The 19,487-nt window shown below is 62.0% G+C and carries 18 protein-coding genes; 5 read left to right on the forward strand and 13 right to left on the reverse strand.

Translation table 11 applies throughout. The features are described from left to right. Positions 1-6 precede the first annotated feature (6 nt). From DIC75_RS03350 to DIC75_RS03385, 8 genes are all read right to left on the reverse strand, one after another. The gene (locus DIC75_RS03350; RefSeq protein WP_250986586.1) at positions 7-1,086 is read right to left on the reverse strand and encodes a hydrogenase large subunit; all 1,080 of its coding nucleotides are present in this window, start codon (positions 1,084-1,086) and stop codon (positions 7-9) included. Continuing rightward, positions 1,071-1,451: an NADH-quinone oxidoreductase subunit C gene (locus DIC75_RS03355; protein WP_250986587.1), complete on the reverse strand. Its 381-nt coding sequence runs from the start codon at positions 1,449-1,451 to the stop codon at positions 1,071-1,073. The genes DIC75_RS03350 and DIC75_RS03355 overlap by 16 nt, the downstream gene beginning before the upstream one ends. Beyond that, positions 1,448-1,924 (reverse strand): NADH-quinone oxidoreductase subunit B family protein, encoded by a 477-nt coding sequence (locus tag DIC75_RS03360; RefSeq protein ID WP_250986957.1) that lies wholly within the window; start codon positions 1,922-1,924, stop codon positions 1,448-1,450. Before DIC75_RS03360 ends, DIC75_RS03355 begins: the two co-directional genes overlap by 4 nt. 5 nt (positions 1,925-1,929) lie before the next feature. Further along, positions 1,930-2,793, reverse strand: a complete 864-nt coding sequence (locus DIC75_RS03365; protein ID WP_250986588.1) for a respiratory chain complex I subunit 1 family protein — start codon at positions 2,791-2,793, stop codon at positions 1,930-1,932. Next, positions 2,790-4,694: an NADH-quinone oxidoreductase subunit 5 family protein gene (locus DIC75_RS03370; RefSeq protein WP_250986589.1), complete on the reverse strand. Its 1,905-nt coding sequence runs from the start codon at positions 4,692-4,694 to the stop codon at positions 2,790-2,792. The genes DIC75_RS03365 and DIC75_RS03370 overlap by 4 nt, the downstream gene beginning before the upstream one ends. Positions 4,695-4,849: 155 nt before the next feature. Next, positions 4,850-5,215, reverse strand: coding sequence for an HIT family protein (locus tag DIC75_RS03375; protein WP_250986590.1), 366 nt, complete (start codon positions 5,213-5,215; stop codon positions 4,850-4,852). Positions 5,216-5,263: 48 nt separating this feature from the next. Next, the gene (locus DIC75_RS03380) at positions 5,264-6,442 is read right to left on the reverse strand and encodes a DUF362 domain-containing protein (protein ID WP_250986591.1); all 1,179 of its coding nucleotides are present in this window, start codon (positions 6,440-6,442) and stop codon (positions 5,264-5,266) included. Between the two features lie 4 nt (positions 6,443-6,446). Beyond that, positions 6,447-7,259: a ribonuclease III family protein gene (locus tag DIC75_RS03385; protein WP_250986592.1), complete on the reverse strand. Its 813-nt coding sequence runs from the start codon at positions 7,257-7,259 to the stop codon at positions 6,447-6,449. Positions 7,260-7,350: 91 nt separating this feature from the next. On the opposite strand from DIC75_RS03385, the gene DIC75_RS03390 reads away from it, so the two are divergent. Then, complete coding sequence (locus DIC75_RS03390) at positions 7,351-8,100, forward strand: hypothetical protein (protein WP_250986593.1); 750 nt, start codon at positions 7,351-7,353, stop codon at positions 8,098-8,100. Between the two features lie 15 nt (positions 8,101-8,115). On the opposite strand, the gene DIC75_RS03395 is transcribed toward DIC75_RS03390, so the two are convergent. The 5 genes from DIC75_RS03395 to DIC75_RS03415 form a co-directional block, all read right to left on the reverse strand. Beyond that, positions 8,116-9,381 (reverse strand): molybdenum cofactor synthesis domain-containing protein, encoded by a 1,266-nt coding sequence (locus DIC75_RS03395; protein ID WP_250986594.1) that lies wholly within the window; start codon positions 9,379-9,381, stop codon positions 8,116-8,118. A gap of 63 nt (positions 9,382-9,444) precedes the next feature. Then, entirely contained in the window at positions 9,445-10,245 is an 801-nt protein-coding gene (locus tag DIC75_RS03400) for a formylmethanofuran dehydrogenase subunit C (protein WP_250986595.1), read from the reverse strand. 13 nt (positions 10,246-10,258) lie between these two features. Then, positions 10,259-11,965, reverse strand: a complete 1,707-nt coding sequence (locus DIC75_RS03405; RefSeq protein WP_250986596.1) for a formylmethanofuran dehydrogenase subunit A — start codon at positions 11,963-11,965, stop codon at positions 10,259-10,261. Between the two features lie 3 nt (positions 11,966-11,968). Further along, positions 11,969-13,339: a formylmethanofuran dehydrogenase subunit B gene (locus tag DIC75_RS03410; RefSeq protein WP_250986597.1), complete on the reverse strand. Its 1,371-nt coding sequence runs from the start codon at positions 13,337-13,339 to the stop codon at positions 11,969-11,971. Beyond that, on the reverse strand, positions 13,339-13,752 hold the full coding sequence (locus tag DIC75_RS03415) for a molybdopterin dinucleotide binding domain-containing protein (protein ID WP_250986598.1): 414 nt from the start codon (positions 13,750-13,752) through the stop codon (positions 13,339-13,341). The genes DIC75_RS03410 and DIC75_RS03415 overlap by 1 nt, the downstream gene beginning before the upstream one ends. A gap of 1,190 nt (positions 13,753-14,942) precedes the next feature. On the opposite strand from DIC75_RS03415, the gene mcrB reads away from it, so the two are divergent. The 4 genes from mcrB (at position 14,943) to mcrA (ending at position 19,302) form a co-directional block, all read left to right on the forward strand. After that, positions 14,943-16,247: a coenzyme-B sulfoethylthiotransferase subunit beta gene (gene mcrB, locus DIC75_RS03420; RefSeq protein ID WP_250986599.1), complete on the forward strand. Its 1,305-nt coding sequence runs from the start codon at positions 14,943-14,945 to the stop codon at positions 16,245-16,247. 19 nt (positions 16,248-16,266) lie between these two features. Continuing rightward, positions 16,267-16,734 (forward strand): methyl-coenzyme M reductase operon protein D, encoded by a 468-nt coding sequence (gene mcrD / locus DIC75_RS03425; RefSeq protein WP_352151434.1) that lies wholly within the window; start codon positions 16,267-16,269, stop codon positions 16,732-16,734. Positions 16,735-16,825: 91 nt separating this feature from the next. Beyond that, a complete protein-coding gene (gene mcrG, locus DIC75_RS03430; RefSeq protein ID WP_250986601.1) occupies positions 16,826-17,590 on the forward strand; it encodes a coenzyme-B sulfoethylthiotransferase subunit gamma in 765 nt (254 codons plus the stop codon). 5 nt (positions 17,591-17,595) lie between these two features. Next, positions 17,596-19,302 carry a coenzyme-B sulfoethylthiotransferase subunit alpha gene (gene mcrA / locus DIC75_RS03435; protein ID WP_250986602.1) on the forward strand — a complete coding sequence of 569 codons (1,707 nt, stop codon included), beginning with the start codon at positions 17,596-17,598 and terminating at the stop codon, positions 19,300-19,302. Positions 19,303-19,487 lie beyond the last annotated feature (185 nt).

A 19,487-nucleotide genomic window follows, 5' to 3' on the forward strand; every position in this document is an offset into this window, starting at 1 on the left:
TCCTTCTCATCTCTCCGTGCAGCTGATGCAGGGGTCTATCGAGAGGACCACGACCGGGACATCGGCAAGCTGGGCGCCCGGAAGCATCTTCACCAGCATCGGGATGTTCGCGAGTGTCGGCGTCCTGATACGCGCCCGGGCGAGGTGTTTCGTGCCGTCGCCCCGCAGGTAGTGGATGACCTCGCCCCGTGGCTGCTCCACGCGGGAGAAGTACTCACCGTCCGGCGTTCCCTTCACCTTCACGTCGAGAGGTCCTTCAGGTATGCCGTCGATCGCCCGCCGGATCAGGTCGATGGAGGCGTAGACCTCCTTGACCCGGACGGCGCACCGGGCGTAGCAGTCCCCGGCGGTCTCGACGACCGGCTTGAATCCCAGGTCCCCGTAGGCTGCGTAGCCGGTCTCCCGGATATCCACCGGAACCCCACTTGCTCTCGCGGTCGGCCCGACCGCCCCGAGAGCGTAGGCCTCATCCTTTCCAACGATCCCGAGCCTCTGGAGGCGGTACTTCACCGTCTCGTCGTTCAAGAAGACGTCGCCGAGGTCCAGGCACTGCTGCTCGAAGGAGTCGAGCCCCCGGTGTATCTCGTCGAGTTTCTCCTGCCCGATGTCGCGCCTGACCCCGCCGACCTTGCAGGTGCCCTGAATGACCCGGCCACCGGTGGTGTCTTCGAGCACGTCGAGCACGCTCTCCCGGAGTTGCCAGGAGCGCATGAAGAGGTTCTCAAAGCCCATCCCGTCCGCAAAGAGGCCGAGCCAGAGGAGGTGCGAGTGGAGACGCGAGTACTCCGACCAGATCGTCCGGAGGTACCTTGCCCTGTCGGGGACTTCGAGCCCCATGATCTGCTCGACACCCTGGCAGTAGGCGACTGCGTGCATGAAACTGCAGATCCCGCAGATCCGCTCGGCCACGTAGACATACTCGGTGAACTCGCGCTTCTGCACGAGCTGCTCGAGCCCGCGGTGGATGTAGCCGATGGAGGGGACCACGTCCACCACCAACTCGTCCTCGAGGACGAGGTCGAGGTGAATCGGTTCCGGCAGCACCGGGTGCTGCGGCCCGAACGGCACGACTATGCGTTCCGGCATCGGTCACCTCCGCTTCTCGTAACGCTGAACGGAAACTTCTCCCCCGACTTGATGAACGTCCCCTTAAAGTCGATGTTGATCCCGGTCACCGGAATCCCGAAGAGGTCGTGCGTCTCGTTCTCGTACACAAACGCCCCCCAGTAGATGCCGGAGATGCTCGGCACCTCTATATCCGGGCCGACCATCAGGCGGAGGTTCTTGAACCGGTAGTCCTTATCGAACGAGTAGTTGATCTCGTAGGCCCCGCCGATGTCCGTGCACCCGATCTGGACGAGGCGGTATCCGTCGGCATGGAGCGCTTCGACCTCTCGCAGGAGGTCCTCCAGTGCGACGCTGATGGTAGTCTGCTCTTCGTTAACCGTCATGTGCTCTCACCTGCCGCATGTCGCGCTTCTTCCTTTATCTGCGCCGCCCCCATCATCTTCGTCCGTTTCTCCTCGAGGATCCCGAGCGCCTTCACGACACCGTCGATGATCTGTTCCGGCCGCGCCGCGCATCCCGGGACATAGACGTCGACGGGGATAACTTTGTCGATGCCCCCGGTGATGTTGTAGCACTCCCGGAATATGCCGCCGGTTGCAGCGCAAACGCCGATCGCAACGACGACCTTCGGCTCCGGCATCTGCTCGTAGAGGTTCCTGACCACCGCGCGGTTCAACTCGTTGATCCCGCCGGTGATCATCAGGATATCCGCGTGCTTCGGGTTTCCGGTGTTGATGATGCCGAACCGTTCCACGTCGTAGAGCGGTGTGAGGCATGCAAGCACCTCGATATCGCACCCGTTGCAGCTGGACGCATCGTAATGAAGGATCCAGGGTGATCGCTTCAGGAATGCCATGGTACTCATACACCTCCAGTCATCATATAGGAGAGGATCGCCAGGTTCACGAGGCCGAGAACCCCGGCCACGAGCCACCCGCTCTTCAGTGCTGCCTGCCACCGCGCCCGTGCGGTGACGTTATCGACGAATATCTCGGCCAGGTAGGTGATCGCGACTGCAATAACCCCGATCACCGGGTTCCAGGCAAAGAAGAGGTAGAGGAACCCGAGGAGGAAGACGTTCTCGTACCAGTGGGCAATCTCGACCTGGCCGAGCGTCGAGCCCGAAAACTCCGTCGTGATGCCCTTGACGATCTCCTGGTGCGCGTGGTGCGACGTCGAGATGTCGAAGGGGGACTTCCGGAGTTTGATCGTGAGAATGGTCACGAAGCCCAGGAAGACGCCGGGGAGGTAGAGGATGACCGGCACGGTCGTGGCTACCATATCGGCGACATAGAAACTGTTCGCAACCATGTAGAGCCCGACGGCCGCGAGAATGACCATCGGCTCGTAGGCCATCAGCTGGATCAGTTCCCGCTCCGCCCCGATGTGGCTGTAGGGCGAGTGAACCGCGTAGGCCCCGAGGACCAGGAAGACGTGGGCGAGCGTGAAGGCAAACACGATCAGTAAGAGGTCCCCTCCCGCGAAGAAGAGCGCGCCGGAGAGGGCGATGAAGACCAGGTAGGCGAGGACGTAGAAGTTCTGCGCCGTGGTGACGACGACGTTCTCCTTCTCGAAGAGTTTGCCGACGTCGTAGAAGGGCTGCAGGATCGGCGGTCCGACCCTCCCCTGCATCCGGGCGGTGATCTTGCGATCGATACCGGCGATGAGGCCGCCGACGATGGGCGCGAGGATGAGGAAGAGGACTGCGCCGATGATTCCGTTCATAACGCCACCCCCGCGAGAACCCACGATGCAAGGATCAGGATGGTGCAGACCACCATTCCCGGGAGGAAGAGTTTTGCCTCGCCGAAGTACTCGGTGAGGTAGTAGTTCCGTGTCTGGGCCTCTCTGGTCAGGCCGAGGGACCCGGCGAAGTGCAGGTCCGGCGTCGCGGGCCTCCCGCCCATGTAGGCCGGGAGGTGCTTTGCGCTCCTCCGGAAGAGGAGGAACGAGATCGGGAGGATCAGGAGCAGGGCCATCATCAGGAGCATGATGGCGACGTTCGCCTGCGCAAGGAGCGCCGTGACCCCGTATATGGCAAGGACGTAGGGCTCAATCAACGTCGAGGATATGACCGGGAAGAGGAGGACGGTCGCTATCACGAGGCCGGTGATGATGTAGAGGGGAGCCCAGGGCTCTTCGAAGAATCCCTTCTCGACCCGCTCCGCCTGCCGGGTGACCGCGACGAGTTTGCCCATCCACTTCGCCCAGAAAAAGACCGTGACGGCGCTTCCGTAGGCGAGGATGGCGATGAAGACCAGGCCGAAGGGGACCTGGACGAACGCCTCGATCGCCGCCCACTTGGAGATCAGCATACCGAACGGTGCAAGGAACATTCCCGCGATCCCGATGAACATCATCACCGCCATCTTCGGCATCCGGACGATCAGGCCCTCCATGTCCTCGATGTCCCGGCTCCCAAGCCGGTGCTCGATCGCGCCGGTCCCGAGGAAGAGGAGCGACTTCGCGACGGCGTGGAAGACGATCAGGAGGATCGCCGCCCAGACGAGCATGTAGTTCCCGACACCCGCACAGGCGGCTATCAGGCCGAGGTTCGCTATCGTCGAGTAGGCGAGGACCAGTTTTGCGTTGCTCTGCGATATCGCTATCGCGGATGCGACGACGAAGGTCACGGCGCCGACGAGGCCGATGGAGAACCCGGCGAACGTCCCGGCAAAGACCGGCGAGAACCGGACCAGGATGTAGACGCCGGCCTTGACCATGGTGCTCGAGTGGAGCAGGGCCGAGACCGGGGTCGGGGCCACCATCGCCCCGAGGAGCCAGGAGGAGAACGGCATCAGCGCGGCCTTCGTGATGCCGGCAAACCCGATCAGGACTGCCGGGACCAGGATGACGGCTGCGTCCCCCGAGGCAAGCACCCGGGCGAGATCGATACCCCCGCTCGTCGCCTCGGTTGAGGCAAGGAAGATGAGCGCCACGACGAACGCGACCCCGCCGAGGAGGTTCATCACCAGGGCGCGGAAGGCGTTCTTCGTCGCTTCCTCGGTCTCCGAATAACCGATCAGCAGGAATGAGCTGATGGTGGTGACTTCCCAGAAGAAGAAGACCCACATGAGGTTATTGGAGAAGACCAGACCGAACATCGCGGCGAGGAAGGCGAAGGTGACGAAGAAGAACATCGTCTGCCGGTCACGCACCTCGGGGTGGTGGTGGTGGTAGGTCTCCATGTACCTGACCGCGTATACGGCTATGAGACTCCCGATGAGCCCTATGATCAGGGCCATGATGATGGAGAACTGGTCGATGAAGAGGTTGTTGACCGCATGAAGGTTCCCCGAAAACGTTGTCTCAAGGTATACCACCAGCGCCGCCTGGACGACGGCCAGCGCGATTGCCAGGTAGTTTCTGAACTTTGCGCCCATATAGACGATAAAGAGCGCCAGACCCATCTCGATGGCCACCATAGCGAGGCTGGCCGCCTCCGACGGCGCGGTGAAGTAGACCGCGCCCTCGAACGCATACCGCATAAGCAGGTATATCGATGCCCCGCCGATAACGAGAGCGGAGAGGGCAACCACCGCGTAACGCAATGTCGTCCGTTTCACGAACAATAAAAGACACGCGACGAGGATGGGGAATAGTATTAGGAAGAGCAGCGTCTGCACTAAAGTCCCTCGTAGGGTAACTATGCCCTACTCACATTATTAATGATTCTAAATGGGCACCCGGGGTATCGGCCGACGGACGCCGCTGCCGCTGTCCCACGCGCTCCGGCGCGATGCCGTCATCGGGAATTATGCCGGAAGACTGATTTCCACTGTTATTCCGGCTTGCACGGTATCACGCCGCGCACGCCCCCTCCGTGCTCTCCGGCATCACCCCGGTAGCGCGGGATGAAGTGGATATGGACGTGCATCACGTTCTGTCCCGCAACCTCTCCTATGTTGACGCCGATGTTGTAGCCGTCAGGATGATGCTCACGCCCGGTGAGTTCCCTGCAGTCGTCGATGAGCCGGGCTATGGCCATTTTCTCTTCGTCGGTCGTATCGAAGTAACTCGCCACATGCCGGAATGGAATCACGAGCAGGTGGCCGGGGGTGACCGGGTGTATGTCGTAACGGGCGTAGCAGAGGTCGTTTGCGACAACGATCTCTTCCGGGGCCGGGTTGCAGAACGGGCATGGCATGGGCCCTGCTCTGCCGCCATCACTCATGAGTGTTTTGACTTCATCGTCTCACCCGAGCAGGCGGGCGAGGAGTTTCCCGGCGAGCCCCCGGGAGAGGACGATGGCGTGCTCGGTGCACATCTCATGGCAGCAGTAGCACCGGATGCAACGCGATAGATCGATCGTCGCCCTGCCTTCCGTGACGGTGATCGCGTGCACGGGGCAGATTCGCTCGCACTTCCTGCAACCGATGCACGATTGAGCGATAACGCCGGGCCGGGGGGCGTAGGTCCTCCCGAACCGCTGGACGACGGCGAGGACGACCCGCCGCCAGACGCCTGCCCCGCCCCCGGCATAGGTCGAGGGTTTCCGGAAGTCCGGGATCGCGAGTTCCGCGGGGTCGTCGCCGACCGTCCGGACGGCCCCGGGATCGAGAAGCCCGCGTGCTGCCGCGCTCTTGAGGCTCCCGATCTCAAGCGGATCCATGCCGATGAGCCGGGCGAGGACGGTGTCCACGGCTGAGTAGTCGCTCCCGGCAAGGATCGTCCCGATCTTCCTCGGGCTGCCTGCCTGGGGGCCGTCCCCCTCCATCCCTATAACCGCGTCCACGATCTGGAGCCGGGGCTTCATGCACTCGTTGAGGTCGACGAGCATCCTCCCGAAAGCATACTCGTCCTGGAACCGGAAGTGGAAGACCGGCTTCTCGAGCCCCGGGATGAGCCCGAAGAGGTTCTTCGTAGCACCGGTCATCCGGGTCCACATATGGGTCTTCGCTTTGGAGACGACCACGATCGCGTCGGCTTCTGTGGCCGGGGTGATGATGGAGAACTGTTTCATCACCTCCCCCTCCGGGAACGCCACGATCCGGGAGCCGGTGTCGTAGTTCAGGACGGCGCCGGTCTCCCCGGCCACCGCCGCGTACCCGCTGCGTGCGTATGCCCGCCGCAGGTTCGCCTCGCTGTAGACGATCCCGGCTCCCGGGCTGTCGCCGATGACGACCCGGCACCCGTGCTCCGTAAGGAGCCGTGCGACGGCAGCGACGACCGCCGGGTGGGTGGTGACGCACTTCTCAGGCTCCTGTCCCTGCAGGAGGTTCGGTTTGAGGAGGACTCTCTCTCCCGGCGAGACAAACCTCCCGATGCCGCCGGCGAGGTCGACCGCATGGCGGACGGCCGCATCGACCGCCTCAGGCACGTAATCGTCGCACCGGACGACCGCGACGGTTGTATTCCTGCCGGCCGGTTGCACCGCTTCACTCCTCCCCGAGGCGGCGGAGAGCCTCTTTTGCCGCGAGCATCGCCGCCCCCTGCTTGGTCCGTGCCTCCCCCTCACCGAGGGAAGCCCCCCCGACGGCCACCCGGGCTGCCCAGATCGGGCAGCTCCCGGGTCCCGTCTGGCGGAAGGTGTAATCGATCCCGCCGAGGTTCTCCCGGGCTGCGTGTTCCTGGAGTCTTCCCCGGTAGTTCCTGCGGGTGTCGCATTCTGCGATCTCGCCCTCGAAGATCGCGAGCACCACCTCCCGGGCCACGGTAAGGCCGCGGTCGAGGTAGATAGCACCGATCAGGGCCTCGAACGCGTCGGCGATGATGGAGGCGGTCAGCACCTGCCCCCGCCGCCGGATGGCGCTGTCGATGCCGAGGCCCTGCTGGAGCACGATGTCGGCGAGTTTCGTGTTCCTCGTCACCTGGAGCCTCCGGTTCATCTCCCCCGGCGGGAGGTCGTACTCGCCGTAAAGGTGATCGGCGATGATGAAGTCAAGGATGTAGTTCCCCAGAAACTCAAGCCGCTCGTTGTCGTCGATCGCCGCTAACGGGTACTCTCCAGTGTTTGTGTACGACCGGTGGGTCAACGCCCGGTCGTAGAGGGGGAGGGCGGCATCGGCGACATCGGTTATCCCGAACGGGGGGCGGGCGAGGAGCGCGCACACCTCCGCCTCACGCTCACGGCTGGCGGGCTCCGGGCGTCCGGGATATTGCTGCCCGAGGAGGCTGCCGATACGAAGTTTTTTCCAGATGGTGGAGAATCTCATGGTTGTCGGGTGCAGGGCGTCCCGCTGCTCTTCCATAGAATGGCATTCCTCCTGCCGGATAAACCTTTGCCGGATACGGGGAAGCGGGAAACCTTTTCGTCGTCCCGGGAGAGAGATCTCTATCGTAATGCAGTCCGCAACAGGCGGGGCAGACAGGCATGTCTACCTGGACATCGAGTTCGGTTACGTCTACGGCACCTGCCGTGGGGTCATGATGCCGATCGAGATCGGTGCGGTCGTCCACCGGCCGGAGGATGACAGCGTCCGCTACGCCGGGGAGCAGTTCCGGTATGACGTCGACGTCGAGATCTGGAAGAAGGTGACCGACCCGTGCGGCAAAACCGTCGGTGTCTCGACGACCGTGGCGAACACGGGCCGCGGCGAGTACGGGATGGCTTACGACCACTCCTTTCGTGTCTCAGACGATGAGGTGCCGGCGGCGGAAGAAACCGCCCGGCATGCGTTTGGAGACCTGCGTCTCTTTATGGAATCGATGATCCCGGCAGGGGATATCCCGGCGATAGTCGTCTTTGCTGCGGATATGGAGAAGAAAGCCTTCCGGGCCGCAAACGTCTCGCTCGACGGATGCATGCTGGTCGACCTCCAGCGGGAGATCAGGCGGCACTTTAAGATGAAACAGGTCCTCTCCCTCGACCGCCTCGCCCGGCTCATCGATTTCAATATCGGCGAATCCGCCGTCGCCTCGACAAACTTCAGGTATCCCTTCCCCCGGGAGTACCGCCACCTCCTCTCTGCCCACAGGGGGATGGGCGATGCCGTCCGGATGTTTCTGCTCGCACGCGAGTACCAGGAGAGGCTCCCGAGCCTCGAGGCCCGCATCCGCACCCTGATCGAGACCTGCGAGAACGACGGGTGAGGGATGGGGGGCCTGTCAGGAATCGTTCTTCACCGGGAGTGGTGTTCCGTCTCCCCGCACCGGGGATTCAGGTGCGGGTCCGCGGCTTTCGGGCGACGTCAGAATCGGTGCCCGGGGTCCGGTCAGCAGGATTTCGACCTCGGTACCCTCACAGATGCTTCCGGTGCCTGCGGGGACGTGCAGGTAGGCGTTTGCATGCACCATGGTCATCTGCGTCCCGGCCCCCCGGGGCAGGGGGGTGGCGACATATCGGTCGGCGATCCGGGAGACGGTGAGGAGAACAAACTCGTCATAGCCGGGATCTGCCACGACCGTTCCGGCGAGCCGGGCAGGAAGGCGCTCCGCCGGTCGGGGGTAAAACCCCCACGCCGCAAGCAGCGGGAGAGCGAGTTCCCGTACGACCGTCAGTGCGGCGATCGGGTGACCCGGAAGCCCTATGACTGGTTTGCCGTCGATCCGTCCGATGATCGCCGGTTTTCCGGGTTTCATCGCAATGCCGTGGACGAGCACCTCCCCGAGATCGCCGACGACGCCGGCGGTGAAGTCGCGGGTGCCCGCCGATGACCCGGCGGAGACCAGAAGCAGGTCGTTCTCCCGGATGCCCTTCCTGATGGCCTGTCGAAGATTGCGTGGGTCGTCGCGGACGATTCCGTAGCGGGTCGAGAGGGCCCCGGCCTCACCGAGCAACGCCGCCGCAACGGCGGTGTTGCTCTCGATCACCTGACCGGGTCCCGGGCGCTCGCCTGCCGGGACCAGTTCGCTCCCCGTCGGAATGAGACCGACCTTCACGCTCCGTACGTCGACCGCGACGATCCCGTAGGAGAGGAGTGCCCCGATGTCGCAGGGGCGTATCCGGTGTCCGGCGGGGAGGATCGGGTCGCCCTGCCGGATCTCGGTGCCGGCCGGATGGATATGTTCACCGTGGAGCACCGCCTTCCCGGTGGTCCAGTCCCCCTCCTCCCCGGCGACGTCCTCGATCATGACGACCGCATCGTAGCCTGGAGGGATCGTGTTCCCGGTATTCACCCGGTGGGAGTTTGAGAGATGAACCCGGGTCCCGGCGCTCGCTCCGATGGTCTCGCTGCTCACGACGGCAAAGCCGTCTCTTGCTGCAATATCCGTTGCCGGGACCGTCAGGGGCGAGTAGACGGGTCTTACCGTCACCTGCCCGGCCGCCCCGGCCACCGGGACCCGGATAGTCCGGTCAGGACGCGGAAAGGTGGACCGCATCAGATCCAGGACTTCTGCAAGCGGCTTTGTTGCGAGGCAGCGCCTCATCATGGTGTTACGCCCGCCCGGTCGCCTGCTCCCGAAGAGCCTGTCACTCTCGCCTGGAGAAAAAAGTTAGATTCTGGTGTAGAGGTTTGCATACACCGTCTTGCCCTTCGCGACCGGATGACGTTCGCCGAGGTCTCCGATGTGGTGGGCGAAGCGGGCGGTCTCGCCGTCGACCTCCTGCTCCACCTCGCCGACCATCGAAAATCCCGGGAGCGGGTTCTCGATCGTCCCGTAGACGTAGATGTCGCCTTTCACCATCTGCCCGCCGACACGGCCCTTGGCGTTGCCCTTGACGACGACGGTGCCGCCTTCGCCGTGGGTGGAGATGTGGATATCCGCATCGCCGCCGATGATGATCGTCCCGCCGTTGATGAACGTGGCCGTATCGTTGCCGACGCTCCCGGCGACCCGGATCAGCCCGCCCTGCATGCCGCGCCATTCGCCGCGGGGCGATGAGCCCAGGTGGCTTCCGGCGTTTCCGTCGACGATCAACTCGCCGCCTTCCATCCCGATGCCGCTGAACGAGTCGACGTTTCCTTTGACGTGGATCTTACCGCCCTTCATCCAGCCGCCGATGTACATGTCGGCGTTGCCTTCGATGACGATCTCGCCTGCAGTCATCTGCTGGCCGATCCTTTTCACACGGGTGCAGTCTCCGCGGAGGACGATCTTCGTTTCGGCCGCCGTCGCCCCGCCGTCGCCTGCAACCGTAAAGTACTTCCCGAGCGGGCTCTTCTGCTTGCCTTCCCAGACATCGAGGGCGGCGATCTCGGCGGCCTTCTTGCCTGCGAAGTTGTCCGGGGTGATGCTCTGCCCCTCGAGAAGGAGTTCGGAGGGGTTGGTCAGGGTAAGGATTACTGTCTTCATGCTTATCATCACCTCATTCTGTCGCGTCGACCTCGATCACCCGCGGGTTGTGGAGGTGTTCCTCGAAGAGCGAGTAGTTGTCGAGCTTCACGCTGTAGTGCCTGAGGAAGTGCTCGTAGATGTCCCTCTGCACCTGTGCGTTCTCCGGGACCTTTACGTCGACCCAGACGGTCCGCTTTGCGGGTTCCGCGACGACTTCGCCGTCCCGGACGGTAACGACGCCGTCCTTGACCAGCCAGGCGCACCGGGCGAAAGCCTTCTCGATCTCTGCCGGGTCGGAGGGCATACTCTCGGGGTTGAGGGCGTAGACGGCGATGTCGGCATCCATGCCGGGAGCGAGCCCGCCGTAGGTGTTGCTGACGCCGAGCGCCTTTGCCGGCCCGGCACGGGTCATCTGCGCGATCTCGTAGAGGCTGAGTTCGCGATCGATGCTGTCGATGGAAGTGGCGTCGATCGTCTTATCGAGCCACTTGAACGTCTTCATGGTCGCGTCACGCGCCGCCCTGCTCATCAGCCAGGTGATGACCTGCGGGTAGCGGGTGAACGGTCCTGCGTTCGGGTGGTCGGTGGTGACGAACGTCCGCATCGGGTCTTTTGCGAGCAGCGCGAGTTCCAGGCCGACGGCCCACTGGATGGTGCAGACCTTGACCTTCGGGCTGTAGATGTAGGGCACGACGCCCGCGGCGGTCTCGAGCTCCACATCCACGTTTGCCCACTTCAGGTGGTTGAGGGAGCACAGGTGGTGCTCGAACGGCCCGTCGGCGGTCATGGTCGTGGTCTCGTCGAGGGTCACCTGGCCCATGTCGATGGTGATGTTCTCGTGGGCGTTCACGTAGTCCATGACGTCTTTTGCCCGGGACTCGAAGTTCCCCCACGAGTCGCCGCCGTAGGAGTGGAACTGGAGGTGCGTCAGGTGCAGCACCTGCTCGCGGCCGAAGTTGTTCTTCGGGGCGTAGCCCTCGGCGAGTTTGAGCGATTCGAGGGTATCGGTGTAGTTACCCGGGTTTCCGAGGTTGTTACAGTGCAGGTGCACGGAGTGGGGGAGGCCGAGATGCTCGTTCGTCTCGATGAGCCCCTTCACGATCTCTGCCGGAGTGATGTCGAAGTAGGGAACCGGGTCGTGGATGTTTACACAGTTCAGCCCCCATCCCCAGGCCTCGGAGCCGCCGGGGTTGACGACCTTGATGCCGAACCCGCGGGTTGCCCTGAGAAGCCAGGCGGTATACGCGGCGTTGTTCTCGATCTCGTTGTTCTTGAGGTATTCAAGGGTAAACCAGTTGTTCCCGAAGACCGGCATCGCGGCGTTGTCGATGATCGGGGTATCCCGTATTTCTTCGTGGACGTGCGGGGAATGGAGCGGGGGCATCGCCGCCTCGTTGACGAAGACGTAGCCCATCCGCGCGTAGTCGTAGCCGGTCTTGAACGTTGAGGGGACCGAGAAGCCCATCTCCATGCGGCTGCAACGCTTGAGGGGGCTCTTGAAGAGCTTGTCCTCCGGGCGGAAGAGCCGGCCGACGTTCACTTTCGGCCCGACCACGTGGGAGTGAATGTCGACACCGCCCGCCATAACGGTCATGCCGGCGGCGTCGATCGTCTTCGGGTTCTTGAGAGCGCTCGTCTCGACGATCTTCCCGTCTTTGACACCGATGTCCATGCGGTTGCCCTTGATACCCTGCAGGGGGTCAAAGACGAACCCGTTCCTGATCAGTAGTTCGCTCATGTCTCACTCCTCCGCACGTACGCCTTCCGGCGCGGCCTTTGCCTGCCCTTTCGCGGCCTCTTCGGCCTCAAGTTCGCAGAGCCTCTTGTGGATCCGCTCGAAGAGTTCCTCGTCGCTGATGACGCCCTCGGGCGGATCGATGACCTTGCGGTACTGGATCGGGACGTTGTCCATCCGATAGACGATGCCCGGGACCTCGACCCCGACGATCCCCACCGGGATGTGAAGGTCGGAGATCTCGCTTGCCATGCAGATGTTCGGGTCGACGGTGATCCAGGGGTGCTTCCGGAGGTGCTTGACCGCCTCGATCGGGAAGTGGGCGCCCGCATCGGTTCCCACATTGAAGAAGGCGTCCACCTCGTCGCGCATGGCAAGATCGACGGAGCTCGTCTCGCCGGGGTTCATGTAGGCGATATCCTTCTTCGTCAGGTCCAGACAGTAGGGGTAACCGTACTGCCACGACCAGACCGCGCCCGGCCCGGTGATGTTGTAGTGGCCCCGCATCGCCATGATCGTCCACTTGGTGAAGTCGTTCAAGTCGCGGGTCAGGCTGATGGCGATGTCCACGTTGTGGTTCCTGCCGTCGGAGTGACAGAGTCCCATGCCGTAGAAGATGGTGCCGAACCGGGCCTTCTTCAGGATATTGGCGACCTCGAGGATCTGCTCCCGCTTGATCCCGGCGACAACGTCCGGGATCTCGTGGCCCCGGACGACGGCACGGAACGCGTCGAAGAGCTCGTAGTCGTGCCCCTGCTGCACCTGCAGGTAGATATCCGCCACCTGGGCGGTGTCGGTGTGCCGGGGATCGATGACGATGATCTTGCGGCTCTTCTGGCCCTTGCCGGTGAAGAAACCGCGGGGGAAGATCGAGTAGCGGGACATGTGCCGCGGGTGGGCATGGGCGGGGTTTGCGCCCCAGTAGACGATGACGTCGGCCCGGTTCTTCGTCTCGCCGAGGGTGCAGCTCGGGTAGCCGTTGTCGAATATGGCCAAAAAGGAGCTTCCGTGGCAGATAGACGCGCAGTTATCGAGCACGGCCCCCGCCTTCTCGGCGACCTTGGCCGCGGCGGCCATGCCCTCGCAGTTGGTCGATCCGAACCCGTAGATCAGGGGTTTCTTCGCATTGTGGAGTACTTTTGCCGCGTAGTCGACCGCCTCATCGTAGGAGATGTCCTTGTAGGTGCCGTCCGGCTGGCGGAGGCGGGGGAGCCGGATCCTCTCGCCGCCTGTCGCGTGGTGGAAGATCTGGTTGCCGATGGCACAGGCATTCTCCACCTCGAGGATCTGTTTTCCGTCGTCCGATACGGTCACGACAAGGTCGTCGCAGCAGACGCCGCAGTATGGGCATCCGACGTTTTCAACTTTCTTTGGCATTACTGATCACCTCTCCACATCCCGACGGCCCCCTGGACAAGTTCGAGCGCACTCTTGCGCCTCTCCCCGTTGACGGGCTCAACCGTCACGGGAAAGCCGCTGTACTGGGGTTCCCCCGTTGCCTGGGTCCGTGGAGGAACCACCTGGTTTGCCCAGACACCCTGGGGGATGAACGCAAGACCGGGGTAGAGCGACTGACGTCCCCTGACGGTCTTGACGATCACGCTTCCGCACTCGCTCGTCACCCGTACAAGCTGGTTCGGGACCAGACCGAGCGCTCTGACGTCGTCGTCGTGCATCTCGATGATCGAGCAGGCCTCGAAGTATTCCGGGGTTGTCTTGCCCTTTTCCATCGCGACGCCTTCTTCGATGGAGCGCTGGGTGATCATGTTCAACGTAATCTTGTTCGCCATTGTTTTGCCTCAATGTAGTTGGTAGGGCCGGTCTTCCGAAGTTCCGGCGAGTCGGCCCCGTAGGGTGTGGTGCTCCCAGTACGGCCCTCGATGGGCTCTCCTCTGCGTTACGGGAGGATCTATCGGGGCTTTCCATACCTGGCAGGGCGGACCCTCCTGCACGGCGAGGGTCTGCCGGCCGGGTCCCCGGAATACACCGGAAAACCAATCGATATGCAGAGGAGCTCCTCACCTGAGGGAATAGAAGCTCTCCGGGCGGAGCACCGGACGGATCGCTTTGTCATAACTTGTAATGTTTTGTATTTAACCATTCCGGATTTGTAAGTAGTTGAAGATGACAAACGTTACATTGAGCATTTTAGTGGGCATTCCTTTTTACCTGGAGAGGTGGCGGGATCTGTTGAGAAATGTCACGATATTGAGCAGTTCCGGGCTGGTCGCCCCGGCGGCGCTGGTGTGCGATGTGATTGCCGTGCCGGTGTGCGGGGATTTCGGGCCTTCCTTATCCCGGTTGGGAGCCATGGGGGCGGGTCGAGAGAGGCAGGAAACCGACCCCCATCTCTCTGGATGCGCAGGAGCGGGGGTCCATGCCGGCAGACCCGGGACGGGGCTGTACGATCCTGCTGCTGATACGTTCGAGTGCGATGGCTTGCGAGGAGTGTCATATAATCACATCGCATTTACTTCTGGCCGCTGTTGTGTGGATTCTGGAAAAGAAGGTCTGACTATCAGCGTTCCCTGGAATCCTCACCTCTCCGGGTAAGATTATATATCTCAAAATCCAACCTATAGAGTCGGGTGTAATTGAGCACCTTTCGGCAAGAAAAATCTTAACTATTGCTATTAGTATTGTCTTATTTATTATTTAATATGTGTTCCTCTCCCCCTCCCTCCGGGCCCCTTCGTCTCGAATATGGTGCCGGGAGAAATCCTTTTTAAGGATCGCGTTCAACCATTTGAACCGTTCAATCTCGATTTTAAAATATCCGTTTGGAAATATAATCGACATAAATATTACTTTATGTAAAAAAGTCCGCGTTAATTCGCAAATTTTATTAATAGCTCTCCTTCTACTCTTATAGTCCCTTTTGGGACGTGCAGTAGTGGCCTTCAGAGATCCGGAGCCGGTGTTTGCTCCGGCCTCTAGCATGAACGGAATGCATTGAACAAGGGTAAAAGGATGAAATACTATGGCTAAATACACGGAAACAATTGATCTCTATTCTGATGACGGGAAGCTGCTCAAGAGCGGCGTCACCCTCGACAGAATCAGCCCGCTGGTTAACCCGGCCACAGGTAAGATCATCGACCTGACCAAGAGAACGATCAACGTAAACCTCGGGGGCATCCAGGATGCGCTCAAGGCTGGCAAGCTTGGAAAGGGCAAGATCAAGGGAAGAGAACTGGATCTCCCCATCATGGAGAACAAGGACGCCATCGTCGCCAAGATCAAGGAGATGATCCAGGTCGAGGAGGGTGACGACACCGAGATCATGGAGTTCAACGGCGGCAAGCTCCAGCTTGTCAAGGTCCCGACGAAGCGCCTGGTCAACGCGTCCACCTACGATGCCGCGATCACCTCGGTCGCAGCCGCGACCACCTTCGCGATCGTCGACCAGTTCGACATCGACGCCTTCAACGCGTCCACCGTCAAGGCGGCCTGCTGGGGCGGTTACCCGCACACCCAGGACATGGAAGGCGCACTCGTCACGTCGATCCTGACGATCCCCCAGAACAACGAGGGTATCGGCTACGCTCTCCGGAACATCCCGGTCAACCACACCGTCATGATGACCGGCAGGAACGCCCTGCAGGGTGCAGCACTCGCATCCACCCTCGAGACCGCCGGTATCTTCGAGATGGGATCCGCCGTCGGGCCGTTCGAGCGCGCCATGCTGCTCGCCTACGCCTACCAGGGCCTGAACGCGAACAACATGGTCTACGACCTCGTCAAGGCAAACGGCCAGACCGGAACCATCGGTACGGTCGTCCAGAGCCTGGTCGAGCGCGCCATCGAGGACAAGGTCATCTTCCCCGGCAAGAAGGGCGGATACTTCCAGTTCTACGACACGAAGGACCCCATGCTCTGGAACGCCTACGCAGCCGCAGGAACCATGGCAGCAACCATCGTCAACTGCGGTGCCGGACGGTTCGCCCAGGCGGTCTCCGCGACGCTCCTCTACTTCAACGACCTGCTCGAGCACGAGACCGGTCTCCCGAGCACCGACTACGGTCGTGTCATGGGTACTGCCGTCGGGTTCTCGTTCTTCAGCCACTCGATCTACGGTGGTGGCGGCCCCGGTATCTTCAACGGCAACCACGTCGTGACCCGTCACGCAAATGGTGTGGCCATCCCGTGCGTGGTCGCTGCGGCAGCACTCGATGCCGGAACCCAGATGTTCTCGCCCGAGAGCACCTCGAAGATCTTCGCCGACACCTACGGTAAGATCGACGTGTTCAACAAGCCGATCAACCAGATCGCCAACGGAGCCTGAACAAGCAGAGAGCCGAATGATGAACGCCACGTTTCCGCAGGTCAGGATTGTGCCCATACGGATGCTCAAACCCCAGACCGCCGAACGCCTGCTCAATATGCTTGCCGGCGTCGCCGGCATCCGCCGGATGATGATCCACGGCCCCGGCCTGCCAAAGAAAGTCCCGTACGGGCCGGCACGGGGAAGCCCGAACCCGCATTCGGACCGCAGGGTGATCCACGTCGGCGATGCCGAGATTGCACTGCGTATCCAGCTGGGCGAGGTGATCCTGGAGGTCGAGGATGCTTCCGTTATCGAGGAGATCCGGTCGCTCTGCGACGGCTTCTTTGTGGGGTTCTCCTACCAGCTCCAGGAGGGCAGGTTCATGAAGACCGCTCCGACGCTCGTGGACTACGCGAAGTATGGACCTCGTGCCGATACAGCGCTCATCGGCCTTGCGGACCCCCGGAACGGGGAAGGCCCGGTGGTCATCCGGACGAAACAGTGACGGCCGGAGCGCAAAATACCCGGAAATATGGCTGAAATTCATTCAAGACAGGAAATGGATAAGATATCAATCACTTTGAGGTGAATGAAAAATGGCATACAAGCCCCAGTACGGTCCCGGGACATCGATTGTCGCCGAGAACCGGCGCAAACAGATGAACCCAGGCCAGAAGCTTGAGAAGGTTCGTTCCGTAACGGATGAGGACATCGTGCTGATCCTCGGCCACCGCGCTCCCGGATCGGCGTATCCGAGCGCCCACCCGCCGCTTGCCGAGCAGCAGGAGCCCGACTGCCCCATGCGCAAGCTCGTCAAGCCCACCGAGGGTGCACAGGCCGGCGACCGCGTCCGCTACATCCAGTTCGCGGACTCGATGTTCAACGCCCCTTCGCAGCCCTATCAGCGGACCTACACCGAGTGCTACCGCTTCCGTGGGATCGACCCCGGTACGCTCTCCGGTCGCCAGATTGTCGAGTGCCGTGAGCGCGACCTCGAGAAATACTCCAAGGAACTCATCGAGACCGAGATGTTCGACCCCGCTCTCGTCGGCATCCGCGGTGCGACCGTGCACGGCCACTCGCTCCGTCTCGCTGAAGACGGCATGATGTTCGATATGCTCCAGAGGAATATCCTCGGGGAGGACGGCATCGTCAAGTACGTCAAGAACCAGATCGGCGAGCCCCTCGACCGTGCGGTTGCCGTCGGCAAGCCCATGGACCAGAAGTGGCTCAAGGCCCACACGACGATCTACCACTCGCTCGTAGGAACCTCCTACCGCGACGACACCGAGTACGTCGAATATGTCAAGCGCATCCACTCGCTGCGCACGAAATACGGCTTCATGCCGAAAGAGGAGTGATTACAATGGCAAAGATTGAGAGATCCCAGAAGCTGTTCCTGAAGGCGCTCAAGGAGAAGTTCCAGGGACAGGACGTCGAGTCCGAGACCGCCGAGTTCTACAAGTTCAACGGCGTCCGCCAGTCTCCCCGTAAGATGGAGTTCATGAAGGCGAGCCGTGCCGTCGAGATGGACCGTGGCGTCTCCATGTATGACCCCGAGCGCTGCCACCTGGGCGGTATCCCGATGGGCCAGCGCCAGCTGATGACCTACGAGGTCTCCGGCACCGGCGTCTTCGTCGAGGGTGACGACCTGCACTTCGTCAACAACTCTGCGATGCAGCAGATGTGGGACGACATCCGCAGGACCGTCATCGTCGGGATGGACCTCGCTCACCAGACCCTGCAGAAGCGTCTCGGCAAGGAAGTCACCCCCGAGACGATCAACGAGTACCTCCACATCTTAAACCACGCGATGCCCGGCGGCGCCGTCGTCCAGGAGCACATGGTCGAGACCCACCCCGGCCTCGTCGACGACTGTTACGTCAAGGTCTTCACCGGCGACCAGGAACTCGCCGACGACATCGAGCCCCAGTTCCTGCTGAACATCGAGAAGCTCTTCCCCGCCAAGCAGGCCGAGGAACTCAAGGCGGAAGTCGGCAAGAGCATGTACCAGGCAATCCACATCCCGACCTCGGTCTCGAGGACCTGCGACGGTGGAACGACCTCCCGGTGGTCCGCCATGCAGATCGGCATGTCCTTCATCGCCGCCTACCGCATGTGCGCCGGTGAAGCGGCTGTCGCCGACCTCTCCTACGCCGCGAAGCACGCAGGCGTCATCCAGATGGGATCCCACCTGCCCGCACGGCGTGCCCGTGGCCCGAACGAGCCCGGTGGCATCAAGTTCGGCCTCTTTGCCGATATCGTCCAGGCGAACCGGAAGTACCCCAACGACCCCGCGAAGGCTGCCCTTGAGGTCGTCGGCGCCGGAACCATGCTCTACGACCAGATCTGGCTCGGCTCCTACATGTCCGGCGGTGTCGGATTCACCCAGTACGCGACCGCGGCCTACACCGACAACATCCTCGACGAGTTCACCTACTACGGTATGGACTACGCCAAGGACAAGTACAAGGTCGACTGGAAGAACCCGAGCCCGAGCGACAAGATCAAGCCGACCCAGGAGATCGTCAACGATCTCGCCAGCGAGGTCACCCTCAACGCCATGGAGCAGTACGAGCAGTTCCCGACCATGATGGAGGACCACTTCGGCGGGTCCCAGCGTGCCGGCGTCATCGCCGCCGCATCCGGTCTGACGACCTCCATCACGACCGGCAACTCGAACGCCGGCTTAAACGCCTGGTACCTCTCCATGCTCCTGCACAAGGACGGATGGTCGCGTCTCGGCTTCTTCGGCTACGACCTGCAGGACCAGTGCGGTTCCGCGAACTCGCTCTCCATGGAGTCCGACCGCGGTCTGATGGGAGAACTCCGTGGCCCGAACTACCCGAACTACGCGATGAACGTCGGACACCAGGGCGAATACGCCGCGATCGTCGCCGGTTCCCACTACGGCCGCGGCGACGCGTTCTGCTACAGCCCGCTCGTCAAGGTCTGCTTCGCCGACCCGAGCCTGAAGTTCGACTTCGCCGAGCCCCGCCGCGAGTTCGCGAAGGGTGCGATCCGCGAGTTCATGCCCGCCGGCGAGCGTTCGCTCATCATTCCGGCCCGGTAAACCCCTCCATAACCCCTTTTTATTTGCACGTCCTCACAATCCCGCGATCGCAAACATTCCTGCCGATCAGCTGGAGTTGGTGGAGCGAGTGGTTCTCACTCGCCCACGTATTATCTGGCCGTAAATTCGTATCACGAAGTCTGCCGTTTCCCCTCAAATTTATTGCATTTTCCGGCGCTCCTGCC

Origin of the sequence: Methanoculleus oceani (genome assembly GCF_023702065.1) — an archaeon.
Lineage (GTDB): Archaea > Halobacteriota > Methanomicrobia > Methanomicrobiales > Methanoculleaceae > Methanoculleus > Methanoculleus oceani.

Bases quoted from the DNA above. Each gene is read 5' to 3' on its own strand.
- DIC75_RS03350 (WP_250986586.1), bottom strand. From the start codon at position 1,086: ATGCCGGAACGCATAGTCGTGCCGTTCGGGCCGCAGCACCCGGTGCTG.
- DIC75_RS03355 (WP_250986587.1), bottom strand. From the start codon at position 1,451: ATGACGGTTAACGAAGAGCAGACTACCATCAGCGTCGCACTGGAGGAC.
- DIC75_RS03360 (WP_250986957.1), bottom strand. From the start codon at position 1,924: ATGGCATTCCTGAAGCGATCACCCTGGATCCTTCATTACGATGCGTCC.
- DIC75_RS03365 (WP_250986588.1), bottom strand. From the start codon at position 2,793: ATGAACGGAATCATCGGCGCAGTCCTCTTCCTCATCCTCGCGCCCATC.
- DIC75_RS03375 (WP_250986590.1), bottom strand. From the start codon at position 5,215: ATGCCATGCCCGTTCTGCAACCCGGCCCCGGAAGAGATCGTTGTCGCA.
- DIC75_RS03385 (WP_250986592.1), bottom strand. From the start codon at position 7,259: ATGGAAGAGCAGCGGGACGCCCTGCACCCGACAACCATGAGATTCTCC.
- DIC75_RS03390 (WP_250986593.1), top strand. From the start codon at position 7,351: ATGCAGTCCGCAACAGGCGGGGCAGACAGGCATGTCTACCTGGACATC.
- DIC75_RS03395 (WP_250986594.1), bottom strand. From the start codon at position 9,381: ATGATGAGGCGCTGCCTCGCAACAAAGCCGCTTGCAGAAGTCCTGGAT.
- DIC75_RS03400 (WP_250986595.1), bottom strand. From the start codon at position 10,245: ATGAAGACAGTAATCCTTACCCTGACCAACCCCTCCGAACTCCTTCTC.
- DIC75_RS03405 (WP_250986596.1), bottom strand. From the start codon at position 11,965: ATGAGCGAACTACTGATCAGGAACGGGTTCGTCTTTGACCCCCTGCAG.
- DIC75_RS03410 (WP_250986597.1), bottom strand. From the start codon at position 13,339: ATGCCAAAGAAAGTTGAAAACGTCGGATGCCCATACTGCGGCGTCTGC.
- DIC75_RS03415 (WP_250986598.1), bottom strand. From the start codon at position 13,752: ATGGCGAACAAGATTACGTTGAACATGATCACCCAGCGCTCCATCGAA.
- mcrB (WP_250986599.1), top strand. From the start codon at position 14,943: ATGGCTAAATACACGGAAACAATTGATCTCTATTCTGATGACGGGAAG.
- mcrD (WP_352151434.1), top strand. From the start codon at position 16,267: ATGAACGCCACGTTTCCGCAGGTCAGGATTGTGCCCATACGGATGCTC.
- mcrG (WP_250986601.1), top strand. From the start codon at position 16,826: ATGGCATACAAGCCCCAGTACGGTCCCGGGACATCGATTGTCGCCGAG.
- mcrA (WP_250986602.1), top strand. From the start codon at position 17,596: ATGGCAAAGATTGAGAGATCCCAGAAGCTGTTCCTGAAGGCGCTCAAG.